Origin of the sequence: Sphingobium limneticum, from assembly GCF_008710165.1 — a bacterium.
Classification (GTDB): Bacteria; Pseudomonadota; Alphaproteobacteria; order Sphingomonadales; family Sphingomonadaceae; genus Sphingobium; species Sphingobium limneticum.
The window spans coordinates 248,356-264,429 of the sequence record NZ_VYQA01000004.1 but is presented as its reverse complement, the minus strand read 5'-3'; the positions used below and the strand labels follow the sequence as shown (position 1 = coordinate 264,429).

Sequence of the window (16,074 nt, the reverse complement as noted above, 5' to 3'; positions counted from 1 at the left end):
AAGGAAAAAACCACGTCGTGCGCCTTAACCCGCGCGCGCCGAAAGGAAACCTATGCCTAAAATCCACGCCTTTGCCAGCCTGACAGCTACCCTTATGGGCCTTGCCGCCGTGATCCCGGTCACGGCGCAGGGGCAGACGCGTGTCACCAATACAGCGACGCTGACCTGGCAGGAACCGACCGGTCCGGTCAGCGTCGATTCCAATACCGTAACCTTTGATGTCGAAGGCCGCGCCAAGCGGCCGACCCGGTTGAGCTTTCGTCTGCTCCCGATCGGCTACGACATGTCTGGCGCCACATGCCAGACCAGTCCCAATATCGCTTTCACCCCCGCACCCGTCGATGCCGCCGATCTTGCGCGCGCTCCGGTGGCGGAGCGTGTCAATCCGGCCAGTGCCTTCATCATCGTTCTCGACAATCCTGGGGGCAATCGCGACCCCGGTGTCCGGGAAACGGCCTGGATCAACGCCGGCAGCCAATTTCTGTCCTATCGCATGCCCCTGCTCGAAACCGGCCCGGATACGGGCGTATTCGCAGGCGGCCTGCCCGAAACCGGGGTCGATCCCAGCATCGACCCGTGCGATCCCACCTTGCAGCGCAATGCGCATGTCTTCGTCAGCTTCGACGAGGACGAGTATAGCTACGGATCCAACTTCTCGCTGCTGATCGACCCGACCGGCTATGTGTTCGATTCGCAAACCGGCGCGCTGGTCGATGGCGCGACCGTGACGCTGCTGGATGAAAATGACCAGCCGGCCAAGGTGTTTGGCGACGATGGCACCAGCGCCTATCCCTCCACCGTCGTCAGCGGTGGCAGCGTCACCGACGCCAGTGGCCGCCTCTACAAATTTCCGCAGGGCAATTATCGCTTTCCGCTGACCGCGCCGGGCCGCTATCATCTGCGCGTCACGCCGCCGAGCCATTATGTCGCTCCATCGACCCGCAGCCGGGCGGATCTGGAGGCTCTGCGCGGCCCGTTCAATCAGCCTTTCATCCTCAACGAAGCCTCTTTCGCCGGCATTTTCGTGCTGTCGGACCCCGAACCTTTCTTTGCCGACATCCCGCTCGACCGGATCGGCGACACCCATCTGCTGCTGACCAAGACGGCGTCGGTGCGCGAGGCATCTCCCGGCGATTTCATCCAATATCTGGTCCGGGTCGACAATCGTTCGGACAATGACGCCAGCGGCATCCACCTGACCGACATTCTGCCGCCCGGCCTGCGCTACGAGCGCGGATCGTCGCGCGGTGCGGAAGAACCTGTGGTCGCAACCGATGGCCGCACGCTGGACTTCAGCGTGCCCACCTTGCCCGCCGGCAAGACGGCGGAGGTGCGCTATGTCGTGTCCGTCGCCCCCGGTGCGCCGCGTGGCGAAGCGCTCAACCGCGTGCTCGCCTCCGGTTCGGCCGGCTCGACCAGTAACGAGGCCGCCGCCTCCGTGCGGATCGGCGCGCTGCTCTTCACCGACGGCTTCACCATCGTCGGCCGCGTGACCGAAGGCGACTGCAACAGCCCCGCCAGCGGCCGCAAGGGCGTGGCCGGCATCCGTATCCTGATGGAAGATGGCAGCTATGTCGTCACCGACAAGGATGGCCTCTATCATTTCGAGGGCGTGCGCAACGGCCGCCATGTCGTGCAACTCGACAGCGCCAGCCTGCCCGCCAGCCATGCGCCGTCGCTGTGCGACGCAGACACCCGCCAGGCCGGCAGCGCCATCTCTCGCTTCGTCGAAAGCGATGGCGGCCTGCTGAAGCGCGTGGATTTCCAGCTGCGCCTGACCGGCATCGCTGCCGCCAGCACGGCCGACGCCCTGCCGGTCGCGCCTGATGCCGGTGAAGCCGCGGGCAACCGCGAATGGTTGACCGGGCAGGATGCCGGCGTCGCCCTGCTGTTCCCGGCCCAGGGTTACAACCCCCGCTCGCCATCCACCCGCGTCGTCGTCCAGCATCATGCCGGGCAGAAGGTCGCGCTGCGCCTGAACGGCACATTGGTCGATGCGCTGGCCTATGACACGACCGATACGGATGGCGACATCGCCATCGCCAAATGGTCGGGCATCGGCCTGGAACCCGGCGACAATGCGCTGGAAGCCACGGTGATGAACGAAAACGGGACCGTCGCGCAGACGCTGCACGGCACGGTCCATTATTCCGGCCCGGCCGCCAACGCGGTGCTGGTTCCCGAAGCCGGCAAGCTGGCCGCCGACGGCCTGACCAGCCCGATCCTGGCCTTCCGCCTGACCGATCGGACCGGCCGCCCGGTGCGCGACGGCACCACCGTTCCCGTCACCATCGACCAGCCCTACAGCATCGCGGTCGATGCCACCGTCGCGGGCGCCCGCCCCGGCGATCGCATCGGCCGCAACAGCGGCACCGCGCTGGTGATCGGCGACGAAGGCATCGCCTATATGGCGCTGCAACCCACGACCCAGGCCGGCGCGCTGCGCGCCACCGTGACCCTGACCGACGACCGGCAGCAGCGCGTGATCGAACTGCGCAGCCGCCTGACCGCCGTCGCGCGCGACTGGACCGTAGTGGGCTTCGGATCGGGCACGATCGGCTATGATACGCTGCGCAAGCGGTCCGCGCGCCTGCCTGCCTCTAGCCGCAACAGCCTGATCACCGACGGCCAGCTGGCGCTCTATGCCAAGGGCCGGATCAAGGGCAGCTGGCTGATGACGATCGCCTATGACAGCGACCGCCAATATGACCGGTCGCGCGGGCTGCTGGGCCAGATCGACCCGGATCGCTATTACACCGTCTATGGCGATGCCACCCGTCAGGGCCAGGACGCGCCCACCGCCCGCAAACTCTATCTGCGGCTGGAGCGGCAGGATTTCAGCGCCCTGTTTGGCGACTTCGAAACCGGCATGACCCAGACGCAGCTGACCCGCTACAGCCGCACGCTGAACGGAATGAAGGCCGATTTTGCCAATGATCGCCTCAGCTTCACCGCCTTTGCCGCCAACAGCGACGATTTGCATGCCCGCGACGAGATTCAGGGCAATGGCCTGACCGGCCCCTATCGCCTGTCGGGTCGCGACATCGTGCCCAATAGCGACAAGCTGAGCATCGAGGTGCGCGACCGCCTGCGCCCTGAGCGCATCCTGTCCTCGACGCCGCTGACTCGCCATATCGACTATGATATCGACGCGACCATCGGCACGATCCGCTTCCGTGAGCCGGTGCTGGGCCGCGATGCCGCCAACAACCCGGTCTTCATCGTCGTCGACTATGAAACCTACGGCAAGGGCAAGAAGCTGACCGCCGGCGGCCGTGCCGCGATCAAATTCGCCAAGGGCAAGGCCGAAGTCGGCGTGTCGGCGATCAAGGACAACAGCCATGGCAACGGCCTGCTGCTGGGCGCGGACCTGAGCGCACGCCTCACCGACACGACCCAGCTGCGCGCAGAAGTCGCCGCCGGCAGCCGCGATGGCCTGTCCGACGGCCGCGCCTATCTGGCGGAGGTCGAACATCACAGCAAGGGCGCCGACATATTGGCCTATGCCCGCCAGCAGGACGATGCATTCGGTTTGGGCCAGCAGAATCTGGTAGAGGCCGGTACGCGCCGCGTCGGTTTCGACGGCCGGGTGCAGATTGCCGACAAATGGGCCGCCACCGCTTCGGCCTGGTATCAGGACCAGCTGATCGGCGCAGGCAGCCGCGTCGCGGGCGAAGCGCGCATCGAATATCGCCGCGAACGTGGCACGTTGTTCGCCGGTACACAGTTTGCGATGGATCGCGGCATCGACGGCAAGGACCGCGACAGCCGCTTGCTCACGCTGGGCGGCACGCAGGCGATGCTGGGCGGCAAGCTGACTCTGACCGCCCAGACCCAGTTCGCGCCCGGCGGCGACAAGGACAGCGTCGATTTCCCCGCCCGCCAGCAGCTGATCGCCGCCTGGCGCGTGAAGCCCGGCATCCGCCTGATCGGCGGCTATGAAATCGCGCAGGGTGCCGATTTCACCGCCCACACCGCGCAGATCGGCTTCGACGTTCAGCCGTGGAAGGGCGCCAAGGTCACGACCGCCATCAACAACCAGACGTCGGGCGAAAATGGCGGCCGCCTGTTCGCCAATTACGGCCTGATCCAGTCGCTGCCGATCAGCGACCGCTGGACCATCGACGCGACCTTCGACGCCAGCACCACGGTACGCGGCAAGATCCCCGCCGGCGGCGTGGTTCAGCCATTCCAGACCAGCGGTTCCGGCAGCGTCGGTGGCGGCGCGCTGGGCAGCCTTTACGGCAATGATGGTGACTATAAGGCTGTGACGCTGGGCGCCAATTATCGTGCGGACCTCTGGTCCTGGAACGGCCGGGTCGAATATCGCAAGTCCGACCAGAACAGCCGCTTCAACATCACCACCAACGTCGTGCGTGCGCTGGGCGAGGGCAAGACGCTGGCCGGCACCGTTCGCTATTCCACGCTGGGCCAGGCCACCGGCGCGCAGGCGAAGAGCCTGACTAGCTCGGTCGCGCTCGCCTGGCGCCCGCTCGACAGCCACTGGTCGATGCTGGAGCGGTTCGAACTGCGCAAGGAAAGCGCGGATTCGGGCATCACCGGCGGCAATGTGCTGGGCGTGCCGGCGGGCAATGGCGTTGGCCAGCGCACGCTGCGCCTGATCAACAACCTGGCCGTCAACTATCGCACCGGGCCGGAAGGCGCTCGCCACGCGGTCGAGGCGACCGTCTATTATGGCGCCAAATGGGTACGCGGCAGCTATGGTGCGGACGATTATGCCGGCTATATCGACGTGACCGGTTTCGACCTGCGCATGGACCTGGGCAAGCGTTTCGACGTCGGCGTGCAGGGGTCGGTGCAACATGCCTGGAACCGGGGCGCCTTCGCCTTCAGCGGCGGACCGTCGGCCGGCGTCTCGCCCGCACCCAATGTGTGGATCAGCGCGGGCTATAATATCGCGGGTTATCGCGACCGCGATTTCGAGGATGATCGCTATACCCGTCGCGGCCCCTATGTCACGATGCGCATGAAGTTCGATCGCGGCACCGTCGCCGGCCTGCTTGGAAAGGGTCGCTGATGCGCAAATCAACCCTTGTCCTTTTCCTGCTGGCCATGCTGCCCACCGCGGCGCTGGCCGATCCGATCACCGCCACCAAATCGGTGGCCATGGTGTCCGATCCGATGGGGAATCTGATCCCGCGTGCCATTCCCGGCGCGGTGCTGGATTATACGGCCACGCTCGCCAACCCCCTCGCCAATGCCGGCAAGACGGTGCGCGGCATCGCGTTCGAGGATCAGTTGCCCGCCAACGTCATCCTGCGCGTCAGCGATCTGGGCGTCGGCGGCAGCGGGCCGGTGATCTTCACCAATGGCGCGATCGTTCTGGGCGTCGGCGACAGCGGCCTGACCTACACATTCACCAACCTGGCCAGCGCATCCGACGGGATCGAATTTTCCAACGGCACCAGCTGGACCTACACCCCGGTGCCTGACGCGGACGGCTATGACGCCAATGTCCGCGCCATCCGCGTCAAACCCGTGACCAATTTCAAGGCGGGCGGTTCCTTCACGGTCCGCTTCCGCGTCAAGCTGCGCTGAACAGGAGTAACCATGCCCCACGGACTGGAACCGGCATCGCCGACGCCGATCCTGACAATGCTGCCGGAACTGACCAACGACCTGCCGTTCAATCCCATGGAGCGGCGACAGGATTGGCGGGCGGCCACCGTCTTCACCATCGGCAAGATCAGCTTTGCAGGGCGCAGCCTGCCCTGCATGGTCCGCGACCTGTCCGATGGCGGCATGCGCATCCAGATGCCCTTTCCTCCCGCGCCCGGCACGCGCGTGCTGATCGAGATGCGCGGGCTGGACCCCCGGCTTGCCCGCATCTGCTGGATGTCAGGGCATGAGGCCGGACTGATGTTCGACCTGCGCTGCAATCCGGCAGATATCTTCGCCGCGCGCAGCAACAAGGAAGGGCGGGTCGCGCGCCAGCCCCGCTTCGCCTTCCGCCGACAGGCTGTGCTGCTGATGGGGGACATGCCGATCCCGACGCAGATCGAAAATATCTCCGTCGGCGGGGCGCGGCTGACCCTGCCTGTCCCGACCGAGCGCGGAAAGCCCGGCATACTCGACCTCACATTGGGTGATCGTCAGGGGGTGGCTGGCGAAATCTGCTGGGTGCGGGAGGATAGCTGCGGTTTCCGCTTCGTCCAGCCGGTCAGCAGCATCGCCCTGGCCGGGATGCTGGATGCGCCCGACCTGGTCTGACCGCTACGCCCCCTGCCGCAGCCAGCGCTCGAGCGCGATCAGCGCCATCCGACTGTCGCGCAACGCAGCAGCCCGATCGTCGCCGCCCTGATCCACCGCCTGCCAACTGGCGCTGACCCAAGCAAAGCCCAAAGTCCCCGCCAGCCCGGCGATCCTGTGCGCATCGGCCGCATCGGGCCGATCGATCGCCTGCTGCAATTCGGTGCGCAAACCCGCAACGATCGGCATCAGCGCATCCCGCCCGAACAGCGCCGCCATGCGCGTCAGGCCGTCTAGCGCTGTGGAATATTCGCCCTCGCACATGATCTCTGCAAGTCCCGCATCACTAAGGCCCGATCATGATCCGTTAAGGATAAAGATGACCGCCAATGTATTTTACGATTGATACATAGACGCATTACCCTCACACTCCAATTACTGCATCACTAAACACATTCCGTTTCGGGATGAATAACAATAAGGCTGGAGGATGGCAGAAACCATAGCCGGCGGCCGCGTATTGATTGCGGACGATCACCCCCTGATTCGCGAAGGTCTGGGCCTTGCCGCGCGCGCGGCGATGCCCGGTGTCACCGTGGATACCGCCGGCACGATCGGCGAAGCGCTCGACGCCCTGTCGCGCCACGGCAAATATCGCCTGATCCTGCTGGACTTCGTGCTGCCCGACGCACGCGGCTTTTCCGGCTTCCTGCAATTGCAGCATCAGGCGGGGCGGATTCCAATCGCACTCATTTCCGCCAATGAAAGCGCGACGCTGGTCGAAAGCGCCCGTGCGCTGGGCGCCGCCGGCTTCCTGCACAAGACCCGCCCCTTCGACGACCTGGCCCGCGACATCAGGCGCCTGACGGAAGGGCAGACCTGCTTCCCGCAGGCCCAGCCGGCCAGCGAAGGCAACACTCTGCGCGATCGGATCGCCAGCCTGTCCGGTGCGCAGTTGCGCGTGCTGATCGCGCTGTCGGACGGCCGGCTGAACAAGCAGATCGCCGCCGATCTCGACGTATCCGAAGCCACGGTGAAGGCGCATCTGACCGCCATCTTCCGAAAGCTGGACGTCGGCAATCGGGCGCAGGCCCTGCTGGCCGTGCAACCTCTGCTGGGCGACGTCACGGCTCCGCGCCCGGCATGAACGGCGACGCGCCTCGTCCACCACGCGGCCTGCCCTTCCTGCTGCTTGCGCTGTTCGTGCCCCTGGGCCTTGCCGCGCTCCTCTTCTGGCTGGGCGGCGAATATGATCGCTGGAACGGCCTGCGCGACGAAACGGACAAGAGTTTCGAGCGGCGCGTGCTCTTGATCGACATATTGTCGCAACTGCGCGCCGCCGAATCCAGCCAGCGCGGCTATGTCATCACCCAAGATCCGGAATTCACCGCCCGTTACGGCGAATGGCACACCGGTATTGAACAGGCCTTTGCCAAGGCCGACCGGCTTTACCGCGACGTCCCGGAGCAGCGCGCAGGCTTTACCGGCCTGCATAAGCTGGCGCGCGCCAAGATCGCCGAAATGGACGAAGTGCTGCGCCTCTACGCCACGCAGGGACCGGAAGTCGCGCGCAAACGCGTCACCAACGGCGCGGGCAAAAGGCTGATGGCGCGGCTTCAGCATCAACTGGACATGGTGATCCGGGACGAGCAACGGATGGGCGACACCCGTGCCGCCGCCTATCGCAATCGCACCGACATGCTCCAGCGCGTGATGTGGATATTGGTCGCGATCAGCAGCCTGTCGCTGGCGATCGCCCTGCTGGGCCTGTGGCGTCAGCGCCTGTCCCAATATCAGATCGAACTGCGGGGATATGCCGCCGCACAGCGGAATGAAACGATTCTCGACAGCACGATCGACCCGATCATCATCATCAATCCCAGCGGCACGATCGAAACCATCAACAAGGCCGCGTCGAAGATGCTGGGTTATGAACCGGCCGACCTGGCACGGCGCGATTTCGACGTGATGTCCGACATAGCGCCCGGCGTCGGCAGCTTCCTCGACCGTATCGGCCTGGTCGATGGCGAACTCAAAATGCCCTATTGGACGGACCGGCAGGTGCGGCACCAGAGCGGCCGACTGCTGCCCGTCGATATCGCGCTAGGTGTCATGCCGTTGCCCGATGGCGATCATATCGTCATGTCGCTGCGCGACATCGTCCAGCGCAAGCGGATCGAGCGGCTGAAGGACGATCTGATTTCCACCGTCAGCCACGAACTGCGCACGCCGCTCACGTCGATCGTCGGCGCTTTGGCGCTGTTGCGGCTGGATGTCGGCAATCGGCTGGAAGAAGAACCGGCAAGTCTGGTCGCCATCGCCGAAAATAATGCGCAACGCTTAATCCGCCTGATCAACGACATGCTCGACATCGACCGGATCGATTCGGGCAAATTGCGGATGACGCTGGCGCCGACAGATCTCTATCATGTCATCCAGCGTGCCTGTGAGGATAATAGCAGCCTGCTTCGCGCTGCGGGCGCCGTGCTCGACTGCACGCTGCCGGACGAACATCTGATGATTCAGGCCGACGAGGAACGACTGCTTCAGGTTCTCACCAACCTCATGTCGAACGCCGTCAAGGCTGCGCCGGAAGGGAGCCGAGTCTCCGTAGGCCTGCGGCGCAGCGCAGATGGTCGCCGCGCGACCGTTTATGTCGACGACCAGGGGCCGGGTATCCCGCAGGAGTTCCGCTCACGCATCTTTGGCCGGTTCGAACGTGCCGCCAATGACGAGGCGGCACCGGGCACCGGGCTTGGCCTTGCCATCGCGCGCGAAATCGTCAGCCAGCATGGGGGCGATTTATGGTTCGAGGATCGCTCCGGCGGCGGCACCCGCTTCGCCTTTTCCCTCCCCATCATGCTGCCCTTGTCCATAACCCGCGACCGTCTGGCCGACCGGGACGGGCATGTCAGCATCCTCATCTGCGAAAGCAATCCCGCCATCGCCCGCCAGCTGCAATCGCAACTGTCGGAGGAAGGCTATACCTGCCGTGTCGTGACCAGCGCCCGCGCCGCGCGGGAGGCTATCGCCGCCAACGGCTATAATCTCCTGCTGCTCGACATGGCGCTCGACGATGCCGACGCGTTTCAGTTCGCGCGCGAAATGCGCCGTATCGAAGGGCCGAAATCCTTGTCGATCCTGATGGTGTCGGCACCGGTAGGGGACGATGGCGCGCCGCTTTCGCTCGACCTGATCGACTGGATCGACAAGCCGATCGACCCCAGCCGCCTGAAGACGGCGATCGCCGCGTCCTTCCGCCATTCGGGTATCGACCGGCCGACCGTGCTGCATCTGGACGATGATCAGGATACGCTGGAAATTACCGCGTCCGCCCTCAAGGGCATCGCCTATATCCTCAAAGCCACGACCCTGGCGGAAGCGCGCGCGCTGCTGCGCGTCGAAACGCCGCATCTGGCGATATTGGACGTCCATCTGGAAAAGGGGCTGGGCCTAGACCTGCTGCCCGACCTGATCGACGAGCAAGGCGTCGCCATCCCGACCATCATCTATTCCGCGCATGACATCGACATGGAGATTGCCGGGCAGATCGATGCCATATTGGTCAAGTCGCGCACGTCTCTGCCCGATCTCAAGGCGACGGTGCGCCGCGTGGTCGCGACCCGCCACGCGAAGGGAGGGGGAGATGACGGGACATGAGCGAAGCCGATAGATTGCGCATCCTCTATGTCGATGACGACAAGGATATCCGCCATATCGTCAAATTATCGCTGGCGCTCGACCCCGGTATAGAATTGCGCCTCTGCGCCGACGGGGCAGAAGCGATCGCTGCGGCGAAGAATGACGAATGGCGGCCCGATCTCGTCATGCTGGACGTGATGATGCCGTATATGGACGGTCCGACATTGATGATCAAATTGCGCGATCTGCCCGGTTTTGCCGACAAGCCCTTCGTCTTCGTCACCGCCCGCGCGCGCGAAGCCGACGTGAAAAGCTATCATGAGGCCGGTGCCAAGGGGGTGATATTGAAGCCCTTCAACCCGCTGACACTGGCCAGAAGCGTCCGCGCGCTGGCATCCGACCCGAAACCCTAATTGGTGGCCTGCGTCACATTATCGCCATTGACCTGATCGGCGCCGGACTGGCCCGTCTCGAAAAAGCCGAAGCCCATCGTGATGGCCAGCAAAGCGATCACCAAGACCAGGCTGACCACCAATATGTTGCGCGTCACCCGCGTGCGCGATCCGCTGCGCGCTTCCGTTTCCGACACATGGGTGACTATGTCGCCATCTTCCCGTTCCTTGTGCATCCCATATCTCCTTCAACAGGAGACAACAGGGGGCGAGGGCGCGAGTTCCCGATCAGTCTTCATCCCCGACCATCAAGATCTTTTGACCCCGTCATTTCTGCCGTTCGATCAGCGCCAGCTTGTCGGCGGGGCGCAGATGGCCGATCGCGGTCGTGCCGGTCGCGCGCGCGACATCTTCCAGCGCTTCGGGTCTGTCTCCGCTGGCAATCAGGATCGCCAGGCCATCCGGTCTCAAATCGCCCACCACGTCGATCGCATCGGGCCGCAGTGCGTCGGCGAAGCTGAGCAAGGTCGCATGGTCGCCACGCCGATATTCGCTGGCGAGGCCGAACAGGTTGATCAGGCTGCGCGGCCTGGCGAGCGACACATCTTCATGCCCATGGCGCGAAAACACGCCTTCTCCGGCGACCTCCCGCACATTCTCGATCGCGGCCGCCTCGCCCCCGTCCAGCGCCTGCCTATCATCCCGATCTGCTCGCCCGGCCGGTGCCGCGCTACACCAGCTATCTCCCCGCCGCCCAGTTCAGCGACGCCGTGGGCGAAGCGGACCTGCTGGCGCGGCTGGACGGGATGAAGGCGGACACGCCGCTCTCCCTCTATGTCCACATCCCCTATTGCCACGACATATGCTGGTATTGCGGTTGCAACACCGGCGCGGCCATCCGCGTCCAGCGACTGACCGGTGCGATTCGACGCCTATTTGGCGGTCGAGGAAAAGCGGTTCAGCCATGCGGTCTAGAGGCGGTTGGCTGGCGGCGGCCGCCTGCCTCATCTGGCGGCGGCGGCGCTGCCGGCCCCGGCTGCGGCGCGCGCCATCCCCTTTTGCGGGACGCCGCCGCCCGAGCATCGCGCGCCGCAGCGGCAGCCCATGCCGGGCGGTCCCTGCCATGTCCTGCTGTGTAACGCCGATCGCGAAAGGCGCGGCGGGTCAGGCTAGGCGATCGGGCACCGACAAGGCTTCATCCACGATCGCCTGCTGCGTGGCGAGCGCTTCCCAGGGGAAGACGAACCAGCGTTTGTCGGTATCGCGGTCGATGCTGTCCGCCCAATAATCGACACGCTCGCCCGAACGGCTATTGTCGAGCAGGACGGCGAAACGCAGATGTCGGGCATCGCCGCCCTTTTCGGCCAGCAGGCGGCGCAAGGCCGCGATCGTGCCGCCACTGTCGTTGATATCGTCCACGATCAGCAGTCGCGTGCCCGACGCGCTGCGCGCCGCCACATCGGTCAGCGCCGCGTCTGCCGATGCGCTGCTATAGTCGATCGACAGCATCGGTAGGTTCAACCGGTGCGACAGATAGACCGCCGGCACCAGCCCGCCGCGCCCCACGCCCACCAGCATGTCGGGCGCCCAGTCGCCGGCCTCAATCGCGCGGGCCAGTGCCTGCACATCGCCCAGGAAGCGGTCGTGGGTGATGGGGTGGAGGATCGGGCTATCGTTGCTCATGCGTGAGGACAGGAATTAGCCTGTCCGACGCGCGGGGGCAATGCGGGTCGATGCCATCCAGCAAAGCGGCCCATCGATCGAACATCGCGTCGAGGCCATAAGCCGCGATCCGGTCGCCGGGATGCAGCGCGGTGGCCGGGTCGATCTGATGCTGTAATGCCCGCGCCATGGCGGCCGGATCGGCCGGATCGACGAGCAGGCCATGACGTCCCCCGTCCAGCACCGACGCCGCATTGCCGGCGCTGTGCGAGGCGACGACGGGTATGTTAAGCGCCATCGCCTCCAGCAGGACATTGGCCGATCCCTCCCACCAGCTGGGCAGGATGAAGGCGGCGGCGCGGGCGATCCAGGGGAAGACATTGTCGACCGTGCCCGGCAACAGCAGGTCCGCGCCGATGCCGAGTGCGTCCGCTTGGTTTCGCAACAGACGCTGCGCATCGTCGCGGCTCTCGCCCAATATGACGAGGCGGGCGGTGGTTCCGCCCTCCCGCAACCGGGCGAAGGCGGTAAGCAGCGTGCCGAAATTCTTCTGCGGCGCGAGCCGGCCGATCGCCAGCACCACCGGCACATCATCGTCGAAACAGCCATGGGGCGATGGCTCGACGGCGCGCGCGCGGGCGATGGCGGGGTCGATCGCATTTTCGATGATGGTGGCGCGACCCTGGGCCAGTGCGCGACCGAAGGCAGGCGTGTCGCTCGCCAACGTCGGCGATACCAGCAGCAGATGATCCGCATCCGCCGCCAGCAGCCGGGCGACCAGCGATCGACCGGCCGAACGGATCGCGCTTTTGGGTGTGCCCGGCGCGGCGCGGCGCAGGTCGTTGCTGATGCGATAAAGGCGGCGCAGGCCCGGCATCGCCCGGCTGCCCAGCAGCGCGGTCAGATGGCCATGATTGCCGGCGGAGATCAGCAGGTCCGGCCGGTGCGCGCGCAGATGGGCTTTCAGCCGGGGCATGGCGCGCCATTTCTGGAGCAGGCGCGATCCGCCCGTGTCGGACAGCAGCGCATGATGCGGCACGCCGTCCACGCCCTTGCCCCCCGGCAGCGCGGTCAGCAGCGTCACATCATGCCCCCGCGCCCGGAAATCGGCGGCGAGCAGGCGGACGTTGCGGACGACGCCGGTGGCCGCCAGCGCATGGACATAGAGGGCGATCTTCATCGCCGGTCCCGCTGCACCACCCGCGCCCCGCGCCAGTCCTCCGCCGTCAGGCGGGACAATGCATGGCCGTAAAGGATGCCGAGCCGGCTGTCCGCCAGCCCCCGGCCGTTCACCAGCTGGACGATGTCGGTGCCGGGATTCCAATTACCCTCGATCAGCACCGGTCCCTGCGCGGTCAGGCCGATATCCCAGCCGATGAGGGTGAAGCCCTCGCGGAACCGCTCATGCGCCCGGATCGCCAGCGCCTGCGCGGCGGCATGATCGGGCAGCAACGCGCCCTCGATCGCCACGCCGGTCACAGGGTGACTGATGTGGCGGGAGGGCGGCCGCTTGCCGCCGCTGCGCCAGGCCGGACCGCAACGACCCGCGCCATCGACCGCCAGCACCAGATTGCCGGCGTTGAAATTATCCACAGGGCGCGGGCCGCCAGCCGACAGGCGCAGCGCCATGTCGCAAATCTCCGGTTCGCCCTGTTCATTCAGGCAGGTGACGATGCGCAATGTCGACAGCGCGCCCGGCGACAGGTCCGCCAACGCGCCATGCGTGGGCAGGCGCTGCTGGATCACCCCGCCCTGCCGCCAGACGCGGCGCAGATGGGTCGCAAGCTGAGCAGCGTCCATCGCCCGATCGCCATCGCGCCAGCCAGTGCCTTCGCGCACGAAACGCTCGACCCCCTGCCCCTTCGACCGGTAGCTGGGCTTGGCGATGATATCATCCTGCCCTGTGAGCCATGCGTCCAGATCCTGCCGATCAGGATCGCAGGCGTCCGGCAACGGCAGGCCCGATGCGGCCCGCGCGAACAATTGCTTGTTCTTGAGCGGATTGGTGGCGAGCGGAAAGGCGGCGGGGTTGAGCAGCCGGTGCAGCCCCTTGCGATCGCGCATGCTCAGGCCCTGCCCGCGCACCGCGTCGCCCAGATACAGCCGCTCGGCCGGCGTCCAGCCGCCCCGCCCCAGCGCGGCGAGCAGATGGCCGGCCAGACGCTGCGCAGGGGTCCAATGCCGGACCAGCCCGTCATGATAGGCCCGCAGCAGGGCATTGCCGCCCCGGTCCCGCAGCGGCAGCGCACGCACGGTCAGCAAGGGACGTTACTCCGCCGCCTGCGCCATGGACATGCGCTGGTCGAGCAGGGTCGTGGCGACGCCATGCGACCGTGCATTGTCGACATCGATCGCCACCGCGCCGTCGGTCAGGATCACCGGGCTGATGGTCATGCGGAAGCGGCGCGAGAAGCGGGCGAAGGCCTGATCCAGCGTGCCGATGCCAAAGCGGAAGCGGATGAGGTTGATGAGGCCAAAGGCACCGATGATGCGGCCGGGATGCTTGACGAACTGCCCGCCCGACCGGAAGGTTTCGGCGGCCTTCAACGCTTTGCGATCGCGCAGCCAATAGGTGTTGCAGTTGGAATAGCCATCGTCGGCGAAGGTGTAGAATTTGCGCTGCCCCTCCGGATGGGCGGCCAGCACCGACGCGCGGCGCGTGAAGGCGACGGCCGCGTCCGCACCCTGCGTGGCGCAGCCATCCAGCATCTCGTCGATCGCGTCCGGCGTCAGCATCACATTGTCGGCGGTGGTGATGAGCAGCGGGAAGGCAGCCCCCTCCGCGCCGGCCAGCACGCTGTCCACCAGATTGGGCTGTGCCGGCACGCCGACCAGCCGGCCATTATGGAGCAGCCCGCGCAACGCCGGGATGGTCGCCAGCAAATTGGGATCTTCGATCACCACGCGGACCGTGCCGATCCGGCGATTGGCGACCAGCGCGTCGATGACATGCAGCAGCATCGGCTGGCCGGCGACCGGCACCAGACATTTGTGGCTGACGCCATGGGTCAGCGCGAGCGGATCGGTCGCGCCGTCGCGGCGGCCGGCGAGCAGGATCGCCGTTGTCCGGCCACTCATGCCGCCACCTGCACGATCGCTTCGTCCAGCAGGCCCTGCCGCGCCAGGCTATGCCCGACGATGGTTTCGACCAAAGCGGCATGATCGACGCCGATCGAGGCGGCGGAGCGCGAGATCGTCTTCTTCGACCAGAGATTGCAGGACAGGTTCACTTCCATGAACAGCAATTGCCCGCTCGCCGGATCATAGCGGAATTCGAAACGGCCATAGTCGAACGGCCAGAGTTCGGGCAGCAGCGCGGCGGTCATCGCTTCCAGCCGGCTGCGCAGGTCGGCATCCTCCACCAGGATCAGCGGATCGTCGCCCGCGTCGATCAGGCCGCGCTTCTCCTCATAGCTGCGCTCGCGATGCGGGTCGGCGGGGACATACATCATCGGCGGCAGGATCCAGGGCTGGCCACCGCTGCCGCCGACCACCGGCACTGCGACGTCCAGCAGCGGCGCCCATTGTTCCACCAGCACATCATGGCCCAGCGCGAACAGGCTGTCGGCATGATCGCGCGCCTGCGCCCATGTATCGACCATCTTCACGCCCCAGGAGGCGGAGGAAGCGTTGGGCTTTATCACCAGCCGATCCGCTTCGAACGCGGGTGCCTCGAACAGGCCGCCGCGACGGAAAAGCTGCGCCGCCATGGTCGGCACGCCGCGCGCGCGGGCGATCATCTTGCTGAGATATTTGTCGTCGGACAGGCCACGCACGATCGGGCTGGCGCCGAGATAAGGCATATCACACCGGCTGAGCAGCAAGGGGGCCAGCATCTCGCTATTCTGGAAACCGCCCCGGTTGAGCAGGGTGACGACGAAGTCCGTATCGGGCCGCTCGTAAAGCGCGTCATAGCTGTTCGCGACATCGACGTTGAGGCCGATCGCCTCCAGCGTCGTGCGCATTTCATGATGATAGATGGCGTGATTGCCATCCTGCGCGTCCGGCCGGCCGTCGGCACAGGCATGCTTGGCAAGGAAGAGAAGGCGCAGCCGCGCCTTGTCGGCGGCGGGGATGCGGATCTGGCGGGGATGTGTCGCGATCATGCCGCCGGATTACAGGCCGCGCGTGACAGGGCGCCTACATTGGCGTTGCAGCGGGATAACCG

Annotated in this window: 14 protein-coding genes and 1 pseudogene; 7 read left to right on the top strand and 8 right to left on the bottom strand. The window is 65.9% G+C overall.

The features are described from left to right. The first annotated feature begins 52 nt into the window (after positions 1 to 52). Genes F4U95_RS07735 through F4U95_RS07725 form a run of 3 tightly spaced genes read left to right on the top strand, consistent with a single transcriptional unit; the run spans position 53 to position 6,231 of the window. Positions 53 to 5,038: a hypothetical protein gene (locus tag F4U95_RS07735; RefSeq protein ID WP_246171524.1), complete on the top strand. Its 4,986-nt coding sequence runs from the start codon at positions 53 to 55 to the stop codon at positions 5,036 to 5,038. Beyond that, on the top strand, positions 5,038 to 5,559 hold the full coding sequence (locus F4U95_RS07730) for a hypothetical protein (protein WP_150425217.1): 522 nt from the start codon (positions 5,038 to 5,040) through the stop codon (positions 5,557 to 5,559). Before F4U95_RS07735 ends, F4U95_RS07730 begins: the two co-directional genes overlap by 1 nt. A gap of 12 nt (positions 5,560 to 5,571) precedes the next feature. Next, the gene (locus F4U95_RS07725; protein WP_150425216.1) at positions 5,572 to 6,231 is read left to right on the top strand and encodes a PilZ domain-containing protein; all 660 of its coding nucleotides are present in this window, start codon (positions 5,572 to 5,574) and stop codon (positions 6,229 to 6,231) included. Positions 6,232 to 6,234: 3 nt separating this feature from the next. Here F4U95_RS07725 and F4U95_RS07720 read toward each other — a convergent pair whose 3' ends face one another. Beyond that, positions 6,235 to 6,534 (bottom strand): hypothetical protein, encoded by a 300-nt coding sequence (locus F4U95_RS07720; RefSeq protein ID WP_150425215.1) that lies wholly within the window; start codon positions 6,532 to 6,534, stop codon positions 6,235 to 6,237. Positions 6,535 to 6,700: 166 nt separating this feature from the next. Here F4U95_RS07720 and F4U95_RS07715 point away from each other — a divergent pair, with 166 nt between their 5' ends. From F4U95_RS07715 to F4U95_RS07705, 3 genes are read left to right on the top strand one after another with little or no spacing between them, the layout of a single operon-like run. After that, a complete protein-coding gene (locus F4U95_RS07715; RefSeq protein WP_246171523.1) occupies positions 6,701 to 7,357 on the top strand; it encodes a response regulator transcription factor in 657 nt (218 codons plus the stop codon). Continuing rightward, a complete protein-coding gene (locus F4U95_RS07710) occupies positions 7,354 to 9,870 on the top strand; it encodes an ATP-binding protein (RefSeq protein ID WP_150425214.1) in 2,517 nt (838 codons plus the stop codon). The genes F4U95_RS07715 and F4U95_RS07710 overlap by 4 nt, the downstream gene beginning before the upstream one ends. Continuing rightward, entirely contained in the window at positions 9,867 to 10,265 is a 399-nt protein-coding gene (locus F4U95_RS07705; protein WP_150425213.1) for a response regulator, read from the top strand. The genes F4U95_RS07710 and F4U95_RS07705 overlap by 4 nt, the downstream gene beginning before the upstream one ends. Here the strand turns inward: F4U95_RS07705 and F4U95_RS07700 are convergent. Continuing rightward, entirely contained in the window at positions 10,262 to 10,480 is a 219-nt protein-coding gene (locus tag F4U95_RS07700; protein ID WP_120251663.1) for a hypothetical protein, read from the bottom strand. The genes F4U95_RS07705 and F4U95_RS07700 overlap by 4 nt on opposite strands. 91 nt (positions 10,481 to 10,571) lie before the next feature. Continuing rightward, positions 10,572 to 10,874, bottom strand: a complete 303-nt coding sequence (locus F4U95_RS07695) for an HAD family hydrolase (protein ID WP_246171522.1) — start codon at positions 10,872 to 10,874, stop codon at positions 10,572 to 10,574. Between the two features lie 77 nt (positions 10,875 to 10,951). Here F4U95_RS07695 and F4U95_RS07690 point away from each other — a divergent pair. After that, a pseudogene (locus F4U95_RS07690) lies at positions 10,952 to 11,179 on the top strand (coproporphyrinogen III oxidase); the annotation flags it as partial. A 229-nt stretch (positions 11,180 to 11,408) separates the two neighbouring features. Here F4U95_RS07690 and F4U95_RS07685 read toward each other — a convergent pair. Genes F4U95_RS07685 through F4U95_RS07665 form a run of 5 tightly spaced genes read right to left on the bottom strand, consistent with a single transcriptional unit; the run spans position 11,409 to position 16,012 of the window. Further along, the gene (locus tag F4U95_RS07685) at positions 11,409 to 11,927 is read right to left on the bottom strand and encodes a phosphoribosyltransferase (RefSeq protein WP_150425211.1); all 519 of its coding nucleotides are present in this window, start codon (positions 11,925 to 11,927) and stop codon (positions 11,409 to 11,411) included. Beyond that, complete coding sequence (locus F4U95_RS07680) at positions 11,914 to 13,086, bottom strand: glycosyltransferase (protein ID WP_150425210.1); 1,173 nt, start codon at positions 13,084 to 13,086, stop codon at positions 11,914 to 11,916. Before F4U95_RS07680 ends, F4U95_RS07685 begins: the two co-directional genes overlap by 14 nt. Continuing rightward, the gene (locus tag F4U95_RS07675) at positions 13,083 to 14,159 is read right to left on the bottom strand and encodes a sugar-transfer associated ATP-grasp domain-containing protein (protein ID WP_246171529.1); all 1,077 of its coding nucleotides are present in this window, start codon (positions 14,157 to 14,159) and stop codon (positions 13,083 to 13,085) included. The genes F4U95_RS07680 and F4U95_RS07675 overlap by 4 nt, the downstream gene beginning before the upstream one ends. A gap of 15 nt (positions 14,160 to 14,174) precedes the next feature. After that, complete coding sequence (locus F4U95_RS07670) at positions 14,175 to 14,984, bottom strand: nucleotidyltransferase family protein (protein WP_150425208.1); 810 nt, start codon at positions 14,982 to 14,984, stop codon at positions 14,175 to 14,177. Next, positions 14,981 to 16,012 (bottom strand): D-alanine--D-alanine ligase family protein, encoded by a 1,032-nt coding sequence (locus tag F4U95_RS07665; RefSeq protein WP_150425207.1) that lies wholly within the window; start codon positions 16,010 to 16,012, stop codon positions 14,981 to 14,983. The genes F4U95_RS07670 and F4U95_RS07665 overlap by 4 nt, the downstream gene beginning before the upstream one ends. Positions 16,013 to 16,074 lie beyond the last annotated feature (62 nt).